The 17543-nt window shown below is 52.9% G+C and carries 15 protein-coding genes; 10 read left to right on the top strand and 5 right to left on the bottom strand.

Annotated features, from left to right (window positions below; genetic code table 11):
• Positions 1-16: 16 nt before the first annotated feature.
• Together ygiD and JT718_RS06600 are read left to right on the top strand one after the other, a co-directional pair.
• The gene (gene ygiD / locus JT718_RS06605; RefSeq protein ID WP_205501505.1) at positions 17-847 is read left to right on the top strand and encodes a 4,5-DOPA-extradiol-dioxygenase; all 831 of its coding nucleotides are present in this window, start codon (positions 17-19) and stop codon (positions 845-847) included.
• Between the two features lie 276 nt (positions 848-1123).
• On the top strand, positions 1124-1888 hold the full coding sequence (locus tag JT718_RS06600; protein WP_205501443.1) for a DoxX family membrane protein: 765 nt from the start codon (positions 1124-1126) through the stop codon (positions 1886-1888).
• 447 nt (positions 1889-2335) lie between these two features.
• On the opposite strand, the gene JT718_RS06595 is transcribed toward JT718_RS06600, so the two are convergent.
• A complete protein-coding gene (locus tag JT718_RS06595; RefSeq protein ID WP_205501442.1) occupies positions 2336-3604 on the bottom strand; it encodes an exo-beta-N-acetylmuramidase NamZ family protein in 1269 nt (422 codons plus the stop codon).
• 246 nt (positions 3605-3850) lie between these two features.
• Here JT718_RS06595 and JT718_RS06590 point away from each other — a divergent pair, with 246 nt between their 5' ends.
• The 3 genes from JT718_RS06590 to JT718_RS06580 all read left to right on the top strand — a co-directional run bounded on the left by JT718_RS06590 (position 3851) and on the right by JT718_RS06580 (position 6967).
• Positions 3851-4792 carry a hypothetical protein gene (locus JT718_RS06590; protein ID WP_205501441.1) on the top strand — a complete coding sequence of 314 codons (942 nt, stop codon included), beginning with the start codon at positions 3851-3853 and terminating at the stop codon, positions 4790-4792.
• A 118-nt stretch (positions 4793-4910) separates the two neighbouring features.
• Positions 4911-5819 (top strand): agmatine deiminase family protein, encoded by a 909-nt coding sequence (locus JT718_RS06585; protein ID WP_205501440.1) that lies wholly within the window; start codon positions 4911-4913, stop codon positions 5817-5819.
• Positions 5820-6046: 227 nt separating this feature from the next.
• Entirely contained in the window at positions 6047-6967 is a 921-nt protein-coding gene (locus JT718_RS06580; protein ID WP_205501439.1) for a hypothetical protein, read from the top strand.
• Positions 6968-7195: 228 nt separating this feature from the next.
• Here the strand turns inward: JT718_RS06580 and htpG are convergent, their stop codons facing one another.
• A complete protein-coding gene (gene htpG / locus JT718_RS06575) occupies positions 7196-9016 on the bottom strand; it encodes a molecular chaperone HtpG (protein ID WP_205501438.1) in 1821 nt (606 codons plus the stop codon).
• Between the two features lie 594 nt (positions 9017-9610).
• Between htpG and JT718_RS06570 the strand changes: the two genes are divergently transcribed.
• The 3 genes from JT718_RS06570 to JT718_RS06560 all read left to right on the top strand — a co-directional run bounded on the left by JT718_RS06570 (position 9611) and on the right by JT718_RS06560 (position 13043).
• Positions 9611-9910: a hypothetical protein gene (locus JT718_RS06570; protein WP_205501437.1), complete on the top strand. Its 300-nt coding sequence runs from the start codon at positions 9611-9613 to the stop codon at positions 9908-9910.
• A 138-nt stretch (positions 9911-10048) separates the two neighbouring features.
• Positions 10049-12451, top strand: coding sequence for a TonB-dependent receptor (locus JT718_RS06565; RefSeq protein WP_205501436.1), 2403 nt, complete (start codon positions 10049-10051; stop codon positions 12449-12451).
• 37 nt (positions 12452-12488) lie between these two features.
• The gene (locus JT718_RS06560) at positions 12489-13043 is read left to right on the top strand and encodes a hypothetical protein (protein WP_205501435.1); all 555 of its coding nucleotides are present in this window, start codon (positions 12489-12491) and stop codon (positions 13041-13043) included.
• A 148-nt stretch (positions 13044-13191) separates the two neighbouring features.
• Here the strand turns inward: JT718_RS06560 and JT718_RS06555 are convergent, their stop codons facing one another.
• Positions 13192-13968 carry a TraB/GumN family protein gene (locus JT718_RS06555; RefSeq protein ID WP_205501434.1) on the bottom strand — a complete coding sequence of 259 codons (777 nt, stop codon included), beginning with the start codon at positions 13966-13968 and terminating at the stop codon, positions 13192-13194.
• Between the two features lie 316 nt (positions 13969-14284).
• On the opposite strand from JT718_RS06555, the gene JT718_RS06550 reads away from it, so the two are divergent.
• Positions 14285-15520: an MFS transporter gene (locus JT718_RS06550; RefSeq protein ID WP_205501433.1), complete on the top strand. Its 1236-nt coding sequence runs from the start codon at positions 14285-14287 to the stop codon at positions 15518-15520.
• Between the two features lie 48 nt (positions 15521-15568).
• Here JT718_RS06550 and JT718_RS06545 read toward each other — a convergent pair whose 3' ends face one another.
• Positions 15569-16384: an energy transducer TonB gene (locus JT718_RS06545; RefSeq protein ID WP_205501432.1), complete on the bottom strand. Its 816-nt coding sequence runs from the start codon at positions 16382-16384 to the stop codon at positions 15569-15571.
• An 85-nt stretch (positions 16385-16469) separates the two neighbouring features.
• On the opposite strand from JT718_RS06545, the gene JT718_RS06540 reads away from it, so the two are divergent.
• Positions 16470-16775: a DUF4286 family protein gene (locus tag JT718_RS06540; RefSeq protein ID WP_205501431.1), complete on the top strand. Its 306-nt coding sequence runs from the start codon at positions 16470-16472 to the stop codon at positions 16773-16775.
• Positions 16776-16916: 141 nt separating this feature from the next.
• On the opposite strand, the gene JT718_RS06535 is transcribed toward JT718_RS06540, so the two are convergent.
• Entirely contained in the window at positions 16917-17393 is a 477-nt protein-coding gene (locus JT718_RS06535; RefSeq protein WP_205501430.1) for a GNAT family N-acetyltransferase, read from the bottom strand.
• Positions 17394-17543 lie beyond the last annotated feature (150 nt).

The following is a 17543-nucleotide window of genomic DNA, read 5'->3' as shown; positions in this document are numbered from 1 at the left end:
AGCAGGAGCAATCACCATGACTACTTTAAGCGCATTCCGGAAATTTACCGAGGAACTGACGCCTCAGGACTATACCATGCCGGTGCTCTTTATTGGGCACGGCTCGCCTATGAACGGCATTGAAGACAACGAGTTCAGCCAACGCTGGAAGAAGATGGCGCAGGAGATTCCCACGCCTAAAGCGGTGTTGGTGGTATCGGCGCACTGGTTTACCAAGGGCACCAAGATCACGGCCATGGATTTCCCGCAGACTATCCATGATTTCGGAGGCTTCCCGAAAGAACTGTTCGCGGTGCAGTACCCGGCTCCCGGCAATGCTGCGCTGGCCCAGGAAACCGTTGACCTGATCAAAAGCGCCCACGTGGAACTGGACCATGACTGGGGCCTGGACCACGGCACCTGGACCATCATCCGGCACATGTACCCCGAGGCTAACATTCCGGTGCTGCAGCTCAGCATTGACTACACCAAAGGTCCGCAGTACCACTATGATCTGGCCAAAGAGCTTCAGGCGCTGCGCAGGAAAGGCGTGCTCATTGCCGGCAGCGGCAACATGGTGCACAACCTGCGCATGATGAACTGGGCCATGATCAACGGTGGCGGCTATGACTGGACCCACTCCATGAACGAGAAATTCAAGGAACTCATCCTGAACCGCGACCACCAGCCGCTCATCCACTACCAGACCCTGGGCAAGGAAGCGCTGCTGGCTATCCCCACGGTGGAACACTACCTGCCGCTCATGTACACGCTGGGGCTGCAGGGCAAAGACGAAGAGGCCTCGTTCTTCAACGATAAAATGGTGGGCGGCTCACTGACCATGACCTCGGTGAAAATTGGGGCATAAGCTCTCTGGCTAATATATCAGAAATGTAGGGGCAATCCTTGTGGTTGCCCTTTTTCGTTTATCTCCGCTTTTGTACATTACATGGGCTGCCCTAATAGATAGGTACTCGGGGATAGGAACCAAACTGGTTGCCAACCATTTCCGAGGATTCGTCTAAGTAATTGGGCGGTTGGTCTAAATGATTTTTCAGGCTGTGGAACTCTCTTTTACTTGGAGTCATGATAGGAGCCGATGGTTGAAATCGGGCTCCTGATTTTCACCTCAATCTACCAGACCATGCTCCGAAACAAAGACTTTCTCGTGCTCCTCATCCGGCTCTTTTTAGGCTACGTCTTCTTCTCGGCGGGCATCTGTAAACTCACCCACGGGAACTTCGGGCAGTTGATTGGTCCGCCCTGGCTGGAGGAGGCGCTCGCCAAGCACGGCCTTGGGTTGTTTGCGCAGGTAGTGGCGGTATGCCAGGTGATCATAGGCGCGTTGCTGTTCTCGCAGCGGTTCAGTCTGCTGGGCGCCGTGATGCTGGTGCCTATGAACATCTCTATTTTGGCCGTTACCGTTTCGCAGAACTGGACCGGCACGCCCTACGTGAACACTGTGTTCCTGCTGCTGAACCTGAGCCTGCTGCTGTATGAGTCTAAACGTTTCTGGTTCCTGTTTTCTCCCGAAGTGATGATGCCTGCCGAGCCCACTCCGCTGGAGCAGTTCCGGAGCGGGAAGCTGCCTTGGGCTATTCTGGCGGCGGCGTTGAGCACCATGGTTTCCACCCAATTCAGTTATGACATGACCAACGGTTTCGGGCTACTGACTTTCGGGTTGACAGGAGCGTGTGCGCTGTTGCCGCCTTCGCTCAGCAGATTGGAGAAAGTGATGGTGGTACAAGCTATTGCCAATATGTTCCTGATGACGTTAGGGAAGATCTCTGGGGCCTTGCCGGTGCTAGCCGTCAACTCAGGAATTCTGCTGGTGCTGCTGCTGGTGAATCTGTGGCTCACTAGCAGAAAGCCCGTAGCGGCTTCGGCTTTACACGCTGCGGCTAAGTAGGTTCCTCCTCGCGCTGCAAGAGGCTCGGCTTTCTTCATCATTATTTATTGTCTTTATGTCGTCCTGGAAGGTATTGTCTCTTTGTCATCCTGGAAGGATCTTGGTTGCGAACGGTAGTGGCGCTTGAATAAACGCTTTTCTAGTTCGCCCACAAGATCCTTTCAGGATGACAAAGAGAGAGGATGCATGACAAAGGGAGAAGTTGGAAGGCAACGAGAAGGATTGAATGACAAAGGGAGAGGGTATATGACAAGAGAGGAGTTGGGGACAAGGAAAGAGGTTGAATGACAAACAGAGGGCTGGAGGAGGAAGAGAGAAGGATTGAATGACAAAGGGAGAGGTTGGAGAGCAAAGAAGGTGTGCCTTTAGAATGAAAAGAGGCCGGAGCATTTCCGGCCTCTTTTTGTGAAACTACCGCTGAAACGGGGGTGGCTTTCTGGTGTTACCTCACGGATACAAGAGATACTTCTTCCGCATCTCTTTGAAGGCTTTCAGGCCGGGCTCCCAGGTTTTCCGGATTTGCTCTTCAGACCAGCCTTCTTCTATCTGTTTCCGGAAATCGGCTACGCCGGCCAGGCGCTCAATCACGCCCATCTGCTTGCTGTAAGAAGAGTCAAAGAACCGGGCTTTCTCGGGGTAGGCTTTGTAGAGTTCTATCATCCAGCTCAGGTTGATCTGGCGTTTCTTTCTGAGTTGCTCTACGTCATAGTTCCGCAGGTCCAGGCCGTAGCATTCCTCGTTCATGTGCAGCGGGGTTTCGCTCATGCCTTTGATGCTCACCGGGGTGAAGGAGAACGAATATTTACCTTTCAGGGCTGGGGCACCTAACACGGTAAACGGCATGTGCGTGCCGCGGCCCTGGCTGATGATGGTTCCCTCAAACAAGCACAGGCTGGGGTACAGCATCACCGATTGCGGCGTGTTCAGGTTAGGCGAGGGGTTCACCGGCAGCACGTACGGCATGTCATGGTGGTAATTGGCCATTTTAATGATGTTGAGCTTGTTCAGTTTCAGGCCTTTCTCCATCCAGCCTTCGCCGTTCACCATCTGGGCAAATTCGCCAACGGTTAAGCCGTGCGCAATAGGAATAGGAAACTGCCCGATGCCCGATTTATACTTCATGTCCAGGATGGGCCCGTCAATCATGTAGGCGTGCGGGTTGGGGCGGTCCAACACCATCAGTTCCACGTTGTGCTCGGCGCAGGATTCCATCACATCGCGCAGGGTATTGATGTTGGTGTAGAAGCGCACGCCCACGTCCTGGATGTCATAGATGAGCACGTCCACGCCGGCCAGGTCTTCTTTGCTAGGCTTCCGCTTTTTGCCGTACAGCGAGATAATGGGAATGCCGGTTTTGGCGTCTACCTCGTCGTCTACCTTGGCGCCGTTGCTGGCATTGCCCCTGAACCCGTGCTCGGGCCCAAACACCTTCACGATCTGAATTCCCGAAGCCAACAGACTATCCACACTGGATTTTCCCCCGATGATGGAGGACGGGTTCACCACCATGGCCACTTTCTTGCCCTTCAGATAGGGCACATATTTCTGGGTTTGGTCGGCACCCGTCAGCAAGGCCTTGGCTGGTTTGGCCGCAGTAGAACCGCTGGAGGAAGCCGTAGACGAAGCAGTTGTGGTGGAGGTTTTAGAACAGGAAGAGCAGCCCAGCGCTAGCGTGAGCAAGCCCATGGACAGGTACGAAAGCAAGGAATTCGTCATAACTTGAGGGATAGTAGGAGATTAAACCGCAAGATGAAGGATTGCCGCCAAAGTAGCAATCAAGACCGGGGCTGCGCCGCTACTATTTGGCCCACGCGCCAGCATCGGCACCACAACAGGAGAGAAGTGCCCGGTTTTGGAGCTGTTTTCACGAAAGCGCCCCTAAAACCGGGCGTTACCCTCAAAGTATTTTGTATATTGAGACACCACTTCTACATGCCATAGAAACGCATCTGGTTTAGTTCTATGAAGAAGCTTCTCAGCCTGTTCATTCTTGCTTTGTTTGTGCTGTTCGCCTTCCGGATGAAGGGCGATCTTCGGGCGAAGGAGGTAAGCACGGCCTTTCTGTCTCTGGTGGGGCAAATGAACCCTAGTCTGCCTCCCCTTCAGGCGTATGAAAAGTATGTCTCGGGGTTAGACAGCAGCAATGTCACGCATGTCTCCAAAGCCGCCGAAAAGTACGCCTCCTTGTTCAAGGCGCAACGGCCGGCGCTCGCCGATTCAGGCTACGCGGTGTTTGAGGGGTTCTACCAGCGGGTGAACACCGCCCTCACCCGCCTGCACGGGGAAAATGCCGCCCACTCCAATCTGCTGGCGCAGGTTCACGGGGAGGCCAACCCTGCCCAACCTACCCCAACGCAGAAGGACTTTCAGCAAACCATGCTGGCCAACGGGTTTGAAGTGCACCTACGGGAAGGGGGAACGTACCTGAAACAGAACCGCGACTCTATCGCCCGGCACTTTTATCCGTTTATCAGTCCGGTTTTGAGGGAGTATCTGGAACAAGTCAACAAAGAAACCAAGGAAGGCTTCGCCGATGATACCGGCCTCACCATCATTGAGGAAGCGTTTGTGGACCGGGTAGTCTGGTGGGAATCCTTCGTGGCCAGAAACCCCACGTTCCTGTACGCGAAGGAAAGTGCAGAAAGGAAGAAGTACTACCTGACCGTTCTACTGGCTGGGCTGGACAACACGCCCGTCCTTACCTATGAGCGCAAAAAATTGGACACCTACTTCGCCGTGGCGTACCGGGAACTCCATAGATGCGCCCCCGCCTCAGAAGCCAACAAACTGGTACAACCCTACTTCAAAGCCTTGGTTCGGTCAGACAAACTCCGGGCGAATGCCCTCCTGCAGCAATACCGGAAAGCCGGCGCCATCCTGGGTTCCTCGGCACCGGGGTCTTGATCTGGGCGAAACAGGCTAGCACCTGATCTTCTATCAGTATTAAGCAAACACCTTTGTACATCTGCGTTTGCGGTTTTAGGAGCTCCTTTCTATTCAGAATTTACTATATTCACTGGTAATGGAAAATATGACCAATGCAGCTACTGCCTTTTCTGAAGAGAGAGCTAAGGGCGAAATGATAATAGACCAGGAAACCAATTTTGTCTACCTGTCTGCATTACTTGCCACCGAAAAAAAATACAGGCCTTTCTGGCTCAGGCTGAAAAGCATCCTAGACAAAGAAGGCATCAACTACAGCCTGCTTCAAGGCACTAAAGACATCTGGTGCCGCGATTACATGCCGGTACAAGTGTCAGACGATGGATTGGTGCAGTTCATTTATGACCCAAGCTATCTTGAACCTAAGAAGTACCGCCACCTCAGAACCAATGTTGCCGAGGTTCCCTTGGATTGGCACTCACCTGTAAAACATTCCTCCTTGAAGCTAGACGGAGGCAATGTAGTGAAGGCAAAAAGCAAAGCCATTGTTACGGAGAGAGTCTTCACAGAGAACAGCCACTTATCTAAAGAGGTAGTTAAAGCAGCTGTGAAAGATGAACTGCAAGTGGAAGAACTATTTGTTATACCTAGTCAGCCTTATGACTTTACCGGCCATGCAGATGGAATGGTTCGTTTTTTAGACGAGCATCGGTTGCTGGTGAATGACTTCAGCCATGCAAGCCCTAGTTGGAAGCAACGTCTTGCCAGAGCTCTGAAAAATACCGGTCTGGAGATTGTTCTGTTTCCTTACGTGCCATCAGACGAGAAAAATGAAGACGGAGATTATACTGCCATAGGTTGTTACATCAACTTCGCTCAAGTGGGCAATGTTATCCTGCTCCCTTTCTTTGGTCTACCAGAGGACGAGATTGTTCTAGCGAAGATGAAGGAACTGTACCCTGGTTGCATTATTCATCCTATTCTATCAAATGAAATCGCTTACCATGGAGGCGTTCTGAACTGCGCCACCTGGAATGTTAAACTCTGATCATTTCTTCTTTTCCTGTCATCTTGGAAAGATCTTGTTAGCGAACTAGAAAAGCTGTGTTGTAACGCTACTACCGTTCGCCCACAAGATCCTTTCAGGATGACAGAAGAGAGACAGAAAGGAGCCTAAAAGCAAAGAGCCTAGAAACATGAGTTTCCAGGCTCTTTTGGTAAAAACTACTTTAAAACTGTTACTTTAGACCCAACCACTTCCCATCTTTCAGACCTATGAGAGGATTGCTCTATTTGTTTACAGGCGTTTTGCTTCTGGTAGCAGCATGCCAACAAACTAGTCCTCCCCAGCAAGAAACGAAGGCACCAACGCAACTTCCTGAGAGAACAAGTACACCAACAGTCTCTCCGCTGATAGAGTATCAGCAGTTCCTGGCGAAACTAGATAGCGGAGATGTTACCAGCGTGTCTAAGGCAGCAGACAAGTACACCTCTTTGTTCAAAGGCCAACCCTCTTCCATGGCAGACTCTGGGTACGTCATCTTCGAAAAATTCTACCGGCGAGTTGATAATACTATCAATGAAATCCATTTTCAGGATTCTACCGACTATAAGCCCCTAGTCTTGGTATATGATGAACCCAATCCGCTGGCGTTAACCCAAAAACTAAAAGACTATAATAATAAAATGATAGCCAATGGCTTTGAAGTGGACATGACGGAGGGAGCGACCTATTTAAAGCAAGACCGTGATTTCATCGCGAAGCATTTCTATAGCTTTATAAGCCCAGTTCTTAAAGAATACCTCGTTCAGGTGAACAAGGACCACAAAGAGGGCTTCTCAGAAGATGGCGGCTTAACAATTAGTCCTGTTCAATTGGCGGATAGGGTAATCTGGAGAGAAAACTTCTTACGCAAACATCCTGATTTCATTTTTCGGAAATCTGCTGAATCAGAGAGAAAGAGTTATTTAGCTACTTTATTTGAGGGGATGGACAACACGCCAGTACTGAGCTTTGAGGATGGCAAACTAGATCCATCCTATGCTGAGGCGTACCAATATCTTCAGAAGAAAGCACCCCAATCACCTGCCAGTAAACTAATTAAGCCTTATTTCGCAGCCCTTCAAAAACAAGACACCTCCAAAGCTAACTCTCTTCTTACCCTCTATAAACTAGATGGCTTGGTGGGCTACTAACTTTCCTTGTCATCTTGGAAAGATCTTGTTAGAAAACTAGAAAGACCTTACAATAACGCCACTACCGTTCGCCCACAAGATCCTTTCAGGATGACAAAAGAGATGTGAAGCTGGAACGGGAGCAGAGCCAAACCATGAAAGAGCACGTTCGCAGATATGTAAAAACAAAGAGGCCGGTAAACGTACGTTTCCGGCCTCTTTTCTATAAAACTACTTAAAAACGACAGACTATTCTTTGTCAATTAGCTCCACGCTGCGCTTCACAAACGCGGTAAGGGCTGCACCGGAAAGCATGTTCTGCGACAGCAACGCCAGGTCATAGGCTTGTTTGGCTATCTTCTCACCGCGCTCGTCGTTGTGCTTGAGGATACGGTGGTTGATGGGGTGATTGGCGTTGATGGTCACGTTGTACATGTCTGGGAAGTTGCCCATCATCATGCCGCCGCCGCCCATGCGGTTCATGTCTTTCATGCGGCGCATGAACTCAGGCAGGGTGATGATAACCGGCTGGTCATCGGTGCTCAGGGCTTCCACGCCTACGGTCATGTTCTGGTTGTTGATGGCCTTCTCAAACAACTCTTTCAAACGCTTGGTCTCGTCTTCAGACAACACGCTGGCCGGCTTGGCATCGGTCTCAATGAGCTTGTCAATGGTATCGGCGTCTACGCGTTTCAGGGTCGTTTTCTCCAGTTTCTGCTCTAACTGACCAATGAAATGCGGGTCAATCATCGTGTCCAGCTTAACCACGTCATAGTTGCGGTTCTTGGCGGTTTCAATGAAGGCGTGCTGCTTCTCGGCATCCGTAGTGTACAAGATTACCAACTGGCCGTTTTTATCGGTTTGATTGGCTTGCACGTAATTGCGGTACTCTTCCAGGGTGTAGAATTTCTCGTCGGTGCTTTGCAGCAGGGCGAAGTCTTTGGCTTTCTCGTAGAATTTGTCGTCAGAAAGCATGCCGTACTTCACGAACACCGCAATGTCATTCCACTTCTCTTCGTAGGCAGTGCGGTCTTTCTTGTAGATCTCGTTCAGTTTATCGGCCACCTTACGGGTAATGTAGGTATTGATTTTCTTCACGTTGGCATCGGCCTGCAGGAAGGAGCGGCTCACGTTCAGTGGAATGTCTGGGGAGTCGATCACGCCGTGCAACAGCATCAGGAACTCAGGCACTACGTCTTTCACCTCGTCGGTGATGAATACCTGACGGCTGTACAACTGAATTTTGTTTTTCTGGAAATCGAACTCATTCTTCACTTTAGGGAAGTAAAGAATACCGGTGAGGTTGAACGGATAGTCTACATTGAGGTGAATCCAGAACAGCGGGTCCTCAGAGAACGGGTACAGTTCTTTGTAGAAGTTCTTGTAGTCCTCGTCGGTCAGTTCAGACGGAGACTTGGTCCAGATGGGGTTCGGGTTGTTGATGGTCTCGCCGTTGAACTCTACCGGAATTGGCAGGAACTTGCAGTATTTGTTCAGGATGGATTGCAAGCGGGCTTCTTCCAGGAACTCCTCAGAATCCTCGGCGATGTTCAAAATCACATCGGTACCACGCTCAGTGCGGCTGCCGGTAGTGATGGAGAACTCTGTAGAACCGTCGCAGATCCAGTGCGCAGGCTCCGCGCCGTCCTGGTGCGACAAAGTGTCAATCTCCACGGTGCCGGCCACCATGAAGGCAGAATAGAAACCTAAACCGAACTGCCCGATGATCTGGCTCTTGTCAGTAGAGTCTTTGTAGCGCTCCACAAACTCAGTGGCGCCGGAGAAGGCAATCTGGTTGATGTATTTCTTGATCTCCTCGGCGGTCATCCCTATCCCGTTGTCCGAGATGATGATCTGCTTTTTCTCTTTGTCCACCTTCACGGTCACCTTCAGGTCACCCAGGTCGCCTTTCAGTTCACCAATCACCGACAAACGCTTGGCCTTCTGGCTCGCGTCTACAGCGTTTGAAACCAACTCACGCAAGAAGATCTCGTGGTCTGAGTACAAAAACTTCTTGATGATAGGGAAAATGTTCTCGGTGTGAATCGAAATCGTGCCTTTTTCTTCCATTTCCTTTATATCGATGTGTATGTATTGCGGTTTTGAAGAGGCTTGGCAAAAGCTGTTCCACCTACGTCAAAAGTGACAGGATGGCAGAAAAAATATGGCAGGAGCAGCATTGGCGAATGTCAATGATTAGCTGAGGCGTTTTATGAAAGAACAATTTACTCGTTTATGCCCCGCTGGCGCGAGCTTGCCGCTCGTGTCCGCACGCATTCCATTGCTTCTTTCTGTCACCCTGAAAGGATCTTGTGAGCAAACAGTAGTAGCGTCTCTTTAAGGCTTTTCTAGTTTGCCTACAAGATCTTCCCAAGATGACAGGAGTGGGTGAATCGATTATCCCGGGAATGCGTGCGGACACGAGCTGCAAGCTCGCGCCAGCGGATAAGAGCAACTCTGTGAAGGCAAAGCATTTCTCATTTATAGCCCAGTTTCTGAGAAACACCCTAAAAACATAAGCCCGCACCTCCTCGTTTCAATAGCTTATAGCTGCCGTTCTTCCTGTTTGTCTGACGTTTGCTGTACAACTATTATTTTTAGGACCTATATTTGCTTATTCCCCTTTTGAAAGTGCGTTGTCTTAGAACCATAAGTGCCTACCTCTTGCTCCTGCTGTTTATGCGGGTGATGGTACCTGAAAAGGTACTGGTGGCTTTGCACGCCCACGCGCACTCAGAAGACAAACCCCACGACGAGAACCGGCCGCACATTGACAACAAGCACACGCATTGTCCAACGGCCGAGTTGTTCAATACGCCTTTTCAACCCTCAGAGACCGTAGTGGCGTTTACCGCTCCTATTCCGTTGATAGACAGCTATCAGGCTGGTTACGCCTTTATCTGGAAGTTCAGCTATCCACAAACCACCTCTCCGCGCGGCCCGCCTGTGGCCCGGCTTAGTTAATTCTTTTTCCTTTAAGGCAGACTTGCCTGGTCACGCTGTTTTCAGCTGATTTTGTAAAAACAGGCAAGAAACACCCTGCGCTTGAAGGACGTTTGGAGGGGAATCCTCCTGTTTTTCCATTTCTTTTTTCTTACTGAGTTGCGCAAATACATAAGCTATTTTGTGCTGCTTCTGCTGTGCATTGGTCTGGCTTCGGCCGGAACCATGGCACAAACGGGTCCGGTACCGCCCCTGCAAGACGCCCCTTCTGCCGAAGATTGCGGCATCACCTTGTCTGGCACGGTCACAGACCACGAAGATCGCAGCCCATTGATAGGTGCCACCGTAGTTTTGGAGGGCACCCAACACACCAGCATCACCGATGCCAACGGTCATTACCATTTTCACGATCTCTGCCCCGGCACGTACCGGTTGGTAGTGTCTTACATTGGCTACAACCCAGAACGGCTGGAGAAATCGGTACGGGCGCCCGAGGTGATCAATTTCAGGATGCACCCAGACGCCCTGCAACTGCACTCCGTGGAAGTGCGCGTGGCCCGGCAACGCGAAGAAGTTACCCAGGCCACTAGCCAGCTAAAAGGGCAGGAGCTGCGGCAGACCCAGGGTCAGTCGCTGGCCCAGTCGCTGGAGCGGATGACGGGCCTTACCAGCATCCAGACCGGACCCAGCATCGCCAAGCCCGTGATCCACGGCATGCACAGCAACCGCGTACTGGTTATGAACAACGGTGTGCGCCACGAGGCCCAGCAGTGGGGTTCTGAGCACGCGCCCGAGATTGATCCGTTTGTGGCCTCTGAACTTACCGTGGTGAAAGGTGCCGCCGGCGTACGCTACGGTGCCGATGCCATTGGCGGCGTGATTCTGGTAGAACCTAAACCGTTGAGAGATTCCGCCGGTACCAGTGCCGAGCTGAACCTGGTGGGCGTGAGCCACAACCGTCAGGGCGTGCTGTCTGGTATGGTGGAAAGCAATCCGGCAGGCATTCCGTCGCTGAGCTGGCGTCTGCAAGGCACACTCAAAAAGGCCGGTAACAGCAAAACCCCTGACTACTACCTCGCCAACACCGGCTACCAGGAACAGAACTTCTCGGCGGCCGCCGGTTGGACCCGCGAGAAGCTTGGGGTAGATGCTTTTTTCAGCCGTTTTGACACCAAGTTAGGCGTGTTCTCGGCCTCGCACGTGGGTAACCTCACCGATATCCGCAACGCACTGCAACGCGAACGCCCGGAGCCGGAGGCTGCTTTCACCTATGACATTGGGGTGCCGTACCAGAACGTGACGCATGATTTGTTCCGGTTGCACGGCTTCTACCGCACCGGACCCGCCAGCCGACTGCTCTTCACCTATGCCCGGCAATACAACCAGCGCGAGGAGTACGATGCCCACGGCGATTCCAGCCGGCCCGGTCTTCGGTTCGAGATCACCACGCACAGCAGCGAAGCAGTTTGGGAGCATCCTTTGATCTGGAATTTGAAAGGCAGCATCGGGGCGACGTACCAGTACCAGTTCAACCGCTACGAGGGCCGTTTCTTTGTGCCGTTTTACCAGATGCACACCGGCGGCTTGTTCTGGATTGAGCACTGGGAGAAAGGCAAATGGCACGTGGAGGCGGGACTCCGATATGATTACCGCTACCTGCAGGCCAAGTTGTACCGCAAAGACACCCCGGAGAGAACCGGTCAGTCGGCGCTGGACAATGAACTGCTCACGCCCACGCACCGGTTCCAGAACCTGTCTGGTACATTGGGCGCCATCTACCATTTCGGGCCGCACCTGGACCTGAACCTGAATGCCTCTACGGCCTGGCGCTCGCCTACCACCAGTGAACTGTACAGCAACGGCATCCACCACGGTACGGGCACCTATGAGTACGGCAACGCCAACCTGGGCGTGGAGCGGGCCTACAACTTCATGGCCACGCTGGCGTACGTGCAGAACAAGCGCCTGAACGGCGAAATCAGTGTGTACCACAACTTCATTGACAACTACATCTACCAGGAACCCGATACGGTGCCTACGCTTACCATCAGAGGCGCGTTCCTGACGGCCCGGCAGAAGCAAACCAATGCCACCTTTACCGGCCTGGATGTAAGTGCGTCTTACCAGTTGACGGATCACCTGCTGTTCGCCACCAAGGCGTCTCTGGTGCGGGCCTACAACCGTACCGCCGATGAGTACCTGATCTGGATTCCCACAGACCGCTACGAGAACAGCCTGCGCTATTCGGTAGAGCAGTTGGGAGCCCGGGGAGTATTTGCGCAAAACTTTCTTCAAGTAAGTGGCTTAGCCGTAGCCCGGCAGCGCCACATCCCAGACAATTACCTGGCCCGGGATTACGCCATGCCACCGGCCGGTTACTTCCTGCTGAACGCCGAGGCCGGCACTACCCTGCATTTTGGCAAACAGCAGATTGAGGTAGGCCTGATTGGCCGCAATCTCCTGAACACCGCCTACCGCGATTACCTGAACCGTTTCCGGTACTACGCCGATGAAGTAGGCCGGTCCATTACCCTGCGGGTGAGCATCCCGCTGAATTTTTAACCTTATTTTTTCACCAGACTAAAGATTTGAAATCTATATGAAAGCATTTTTGAAACCATCCCTCGCCATTCTGTTCACCGCTTCTGTGTTCATGACTTCGTGCAGCAATGACGAAGATCCCGTGCCCACTAACGAGGAAGAACTAATCACCACTGTTAAACTAGCGTTTAAGCCCCAGGGCGGAGGAACTACCGTCACCGCAACTTATCAGGATCTGGACGGCGACGGCGGCCAGGCTCCAACCGTGACCGGCGCTACGCTGGCCGCCAACAAGACGTATGACGTGACTGTGCAAGTGCTGGATGAGTCGAAGAACCCCGCCGAGGACATCACCGAGGAAGTAGAGGAGGAAGGCGATGAGCACCAATTCTTCTACGTGGCTTCCAACGGCCTGAACCTGACAGTAGCCTATACTGATACCGACAGCAACAACCGCCCCATTGGCATTCACACCAGAATCACCACGGCAGCGGCCTCTACCGGCAACCTGCAAGTAGTCCTGAAGCACCAACCCGACCTGAAAAGCGCTACCAGCACCATCAATACTGGTGAAACAGACGCAGAAGTAACTTTCCCTATCACCATCCAATAAGGAGGGGTTCCAATACAAGAAAAGGCTTCGGCGGTGCCGGGGCCTTTTCTGTTTTACAGCCCTTTTCTAGAAAACAGCTTTAAAACGCCCCATAAAAAAGGGTTGGCTCTGCTTAGAACCAACCCTTTTTTTATGGAGGCTGTGCCGCTTAGTCCATTACGGGTTCCACCTTGTAGCCTTGCTCGCGGAGCAGCTGAATCAGGCCGCCCTCGCCGGGCAGGTGGGCCGCGCCTACGGCAATGAACGCGGGAGATTTTTGCATCATATCCACCAGGGGAGTCAGCCACTTTTTGTTTCGCTCGTCCAGCAGGAGCGCCTGGGTTTCCGCAGCTTCGTCCTGGGAGGTAATTAGGGCGTACAGGCCGTCCAGATCCTCTTGCTGGTACAGGGCCAGCATCTTTTGCATGGTCTTGCGCTGCTGGTCAAACTGCTTCACGCTGTTGAGCAGTTGGGAGGTCTGCAACTCAAGGGTGGTTTTGTCAAACAGGGCCACCTGCTCTTCAGGGGTTTCCAGCACGTAGATAGACTTGTACCATTTCTTGGCCAGGTTGAGCAGGGCCAGGTCGTATGACTCTGGGTCGTAGCCCAGCAGCTTGGGGTAGAGCAGCATCTGGCCCAGGTAGCCGGGCTTCACGTACCGGAAATGCTGCAGGCTCCGCTCCAGGCTATCCTTCACAAACTGCGAGAGCAGATTGTAGTCTTGCTTGGTCATGAGCGTTTCAATGGGCTGGCTCATGCGCATGTGCTTGGACAGCAGGTTGCTTAGCTTGGGACTGTCCAGATCAACCTCAAACACCGCTGTCTCGGATTTCACTAATTTTTGTTTTACCTTACTTGGCAGAACAAACTGGTCTTTGGGCACCAGGTGAAAAGTCCCGTACAGGTACGAGGTCTTGATGCCTTTGCCGCTTACTTTCCAAAGCAAGGAGTTCTTTTGGGTGTTGGGAGTGCCACAAGTCCCACTCTTCGGAAGCAAGGTTCCAAAGAACAGGCTTACGGTGAACAACCAAAAAAAAGCGCTTTTATACGTGCCCATAGGGAGGAAGGTTACAGTACTTTGACAAAAGTATTACTTTTTTCCGGAGCACAACATGTTTTTTACCAACAAAGCGATGAATCGGGAGAATTTCCCGACCAAATCTAACAAACTGGAGATAAAGCATTTACCCCGCAAGGGAGCTGCAACGCATTTATTCAAAAAGTACAAAACAGACCTATAACCCATATTTGCTTCTTCCTGTATGCAAGCCACTGCCCCGCCGGCCCCCCACCGCAAGCTCTTGAACACGGCCGTGATTGTGGCCGCCCTAGGCTATTTTGTAGACATCTATGACCTGGTGCTCTTCAGCATTGTGCGTATTGCCAGCCTGCGCGACCTGGGCATCACCAATGCCACGGCCTTGCTGGAAGACGGGGTCTACCTGATAAATATGCAAATGACGGGCATGCTGTTGGGTGGGATATTCTGGGGAGTTCTGGGCGACAAAAGGGGCCGCATCTCGGTGCTGTTCGGGTCTATTTTTTTGTATTCTGCCGCTAACGTGGCCAATGGCTTTGTCACCAACCTGGAGCTGTACGCCTGGCTCCGGTTCATTGCCGGGGTGGGCCTGGCCGGTGAACTGGGCGCCGGCATTACGCTGGTAACCGAGGTACTGCCCAAGGAGAAACGGGGCTACGGCACCACCATTGTGGCTTCGGTGGGCATCTCGGGGGCAATTCTGGCCGGGGTGATCGGCGAGTACTTCCACTGGCGCACGGCCTATTTTGTGGGCGGCGGCCTGGGGCTGCTCCTCTTGCTGCTTAGGATAGGGGTATATGAATCTGGCATGTTTGAGCGCACTCAGCAGCAGCAGGTGCCCCGGGGCAACTTCCTGAGCCTCTTTACCAGCGGCGCCCGCTTTTTCAAATACCTTAAATGCATTCTCATTGGGGTGCCCATCTGGTTTGTGGTGGGCGTACTCATCACGTTCTCTCCGGAGATCAGCCAGGCCCTGAACATCACGGCGCCTATCTCGGCGGCCAAGGGCATTGCGTTCTCTTACTTTGGGCTTACGCTGGGCGATCTGGCCAGCGGTCTGCTCAGCCAGAAACTGCGGAGCCGCAAACGGGTGGTGGTGCTGTTCTTGCTGTTGCTGGCGGGCATCATTGCCCTGTACCTGCTGGCGCAGGGTGCCAGCGAGGCGTACTTCTATGGCTTATGCGTGGCGCTGGGCTTTGGCGGGGGCTACTGGGCGGTGTTTGTGACCATTGCGGCCGAGCAGTTTGGCACCAACATCAGGGCCACGGTGACCACCACGGTGCCCAACTTTGTGCGGGGCGCGGTGGTGGTGCTCACCCTCTCGTTCAAGAGCCTGCAGGATGACCTGGGGCTGCTCACCACGGCCGCTCTCCTGGGCGCGGTCACCCTCCTCATTGCCCTGGTCTCCATCAGCACCCTGCCCGAAAGCTTCAGCAAAGACCTGGATTACGTGGAATAGGGTTTTAGGCCCGTTTCAGGGGAAGTAGCCTCAAAACAGCGCTGCAAGTTACTGAGTGAATGAAAACCGGATGGGCAGCACAAACCGCTGCGAAACGGGTTCGCCCTCCAGGGTGCCCGGCTTCCAGTTGGGCATGGTCCGCATGACCCGCATGACCTCCTGGGCAAACTCCCTGAAGCTGGCTTCCTTGATCCAGACCCGCTCCACCTTCCCGTCGGGGCCCACCACAAAGTTCACGACCACCTTGCCGCCCACGCCGGCTAAGATGGCGGCCTCTGGCATCCTTCCTCGGTTGAGGATGAATTTGCGTAGTCCCGCGGTGCCGCCCTTCGGGAACTCGGCCAGGGTCTGGTAGGGAACGTACGGCAGCTCGGTGCTGTCTGGGGCATAGCAGTGGCCTTCCTTCAGTCTGCCTTTCTGGTACACGTCTTTGCGTTTAAGGGCACCGGTGGGGTAGAAGGTCTTCAGCGTTCCGTGCAGGGTGTCTTGCCAGTACGTCATCAGAGCCTTCCGGGTGCCGTCAGCGTACCATTCCTCACTAATGCCCTGCAGCCTGTTCTGGTGGTAGTACTTCTTCTCAGAGACCTGTCCGCTTTTGTACCAGTCCATCGCCACGCCCTCCCGCACGGCCCCCATCACTGCAAAGGGCACCACGCTTTCTTTTTCGCCGGTGAGATAGTAGGTGATTTCCGTGCCGCTGCCGTCTGGAGCGCCGTTCCAGTGGCTGATTTTGTAGTAAGTCGCCTCCTCCTTTGATTTTACCCGTACCCGGTCCTTATCTAAGTACTCCAGCGAGTCTGTCTGCGCAAAAACCGCCAATGCGCTGCCGGCCCATAGCAGCAGCACCATCCCTATTCTATTCATACCTTTTACTTGTGCGGTCCAGTAGTCTCGTATATTGCACTAAACCGTTCCTTCAATCGTTGAAAGATAAAGATTAATTTTGGGAATGATTCTGTTCAACGAGACCGTAAACATTGACAATGCCGTGGCGGCCGAATGGCTGCAGTGGATGCAGGAAACCCATATTCCGGAGGTAATGGCCACTACGTACTTTGTGCGCTACCAGATTGCCAAGGTAATGGAGGAGGAAGACAACGGCGGCACCACGTACGCCGTTCAGTACTACGCCCGCCACATGGATGACCTTCTGGAGTACCACCGCGAACACGACAAGGCCCTGCAGGCCAAGATGCAAGCCAAGTACGCCGGCCAATACGCCGCTTTCAGAACCGTGCTGGAGGTAGTGGGATAGTTTTGGCTGAGAGTCTTTAGTTGTTCGTTGTTAGAGAACAGCACTCTTGTCAATCTCTCCCGTTTCTGGCCTACTTTCAAAGAAACAGCCCGAAAACGTTCCATCGCTTTCGGGCTGTTTTATTTCTGCCGAGTGCTCCCGTTAAAACCGCCGCAGCTGCTCTGCCGTGAGATTGCAGTTGATCCACTCGCCGTCCAGGTTGGCGCCAATGCTGCGGTAGAAGTTGATGGCGGGCTCGTTCCAGTCCAGCACCTGCCATTTCATGCGCTTGTAGTCTTCCTCCTTGGCGGCCTTCACCACCTGGTTGAACAACAACCGCCCAATGCCTTTTCTGCGGTGCCGCTCAGTGACCACAATGTCTTCCAGAAACAGCATTTTGCCTTTCCAGGTGGAGTAAGCGGTATAGTACAGCGCAATGCCCACAATGCCTTCCTCCGGCGACTCGGCCACGAAGAACTCAAAGATCGGTTTCTCCCCAAAACCATCCCGACGCATGTCTTCAATGGTATTAGAGACCTCATTGGGCGCTTTCTCATAGACCGCCAATTCCACAATCAGGGCGTGCACGCCGGGCAGATCGGCCTCCGTTCCTCTCCTTACGGATATAGTTAGACTCATACTACTTTTCTAAAGGGCCTCTCGGCCGATGGTGCTGCAAATTACGCCTCCGCGGGCCTAAACCCAAAGGGCTCCGGCACTGCTTTTCTTTAATTCATCCGCCAGCACCACTGGCCCTTAAGCTTTCAATTATTCTAAGTTATGCCGTCT

It is taken from the genome of Rufibacter psychrotolerans, from assembly GCF_016924645.1.
GTDB lineage: Bacteria > Bacteroidota > Bacteroidia > Cytophagales > Hymenobacteraceae > Nibribacter > Nibribacter psychrotolerans.
This window is presented reverse-complemented; position numbering and strand designations above follow the sequence as displayed.

What these genes read in the sequence shown, in the direction of transcription:
- htpG (WP_205501438.1), bottom strand. Translation starts at nt 9,016, where the DNA reads ATGGAAGAAAAAGGCACGATTTCGATTCACACCGAGAACATTTTCCCT.
- JT718_RS06560 (WP_205501435.1), top strand. Translation starts at nt 12,489, where the DNA reads ATGAAAGCATTTTTGAAACCATCCCTCGCCATTCTGTTCACCGCTTCT.
- JT718_RS06580 (WP_205501439.1), top strand. Translation starts at nt 6,047, where the DNA reads ATGAGAGGATTGCTCTATTTGTTTACAGGCGTTTTGCTTCTGGTAGCA.
- JT718_RS06545 (WP_205501432.1), bottom strand. Translation starts at nt 16,384, where the DNA reads ATGAATAGAATAGGGATGGTGCTGCTGCTATGGGCCGGCAGCGCATTG.
- JT718_RS06535 (WP_205501430.1), bottom strand. Translation starts at nt 17,393, where the DNA reads ATGAGTCTAACTATATCCGTAAGGAGAGGAACGGAGGCCGATCTGCCC.
- JT718_RS06550 (WP_205501433.1), top strand. Translation starts at nt 14,285, where the DNA reads ATGCAAGCCACTGCCCCGCCGGCCCCCCACCGCAAGCTCTTGAACACG.
- JT718_RS06595 (WP_205501442.1), bottom strand. Translation starts at nt 3,604, where the DNA reads ATGACGAATTCCTTGCTTTCGTACCTGTCCATGGGCTTGCTCACGCTA.
- JT718_RS06600 (WP_205501443.1), top strand. Translation starts at nt 1,124, where the DNA reads ATGCTCCGAAACAAAGACTTTCTCGTGCTCCTCATCCGGCTCTTTTTA.
- JT718_RS06540 (WP_205501431.1), top strand. Translation starts at nt 16,470, where the DNA reads ATGATTCTGTTCAACGAGACCGTAAACATTGACAATGCCGTGGCGGCC.
- ygiD (WP_205501505.1), top strand. Translation starts at nt 17, where the DNA reads ATGACTACTTTAAGCGCATTCCGGAAATTTACCGAGGAACTGACGCCT.
- JT718_RS06585 (WP_205501440.1), top strand. Translation starts at nt 4,911, where the DNA reads ATGGAAAATATGACCAATGCAGCTACTGCCTTTTCTGAAGAGAGAGCT.
- JT718_RS06590 (WP_205501441.1), top strand. Translation starts at nt 3,851, where the DNA reads ATGAAGAAGCTTCTCAGCCTGTTCATTCTTGCTTTGTTTGTGCTGTTC.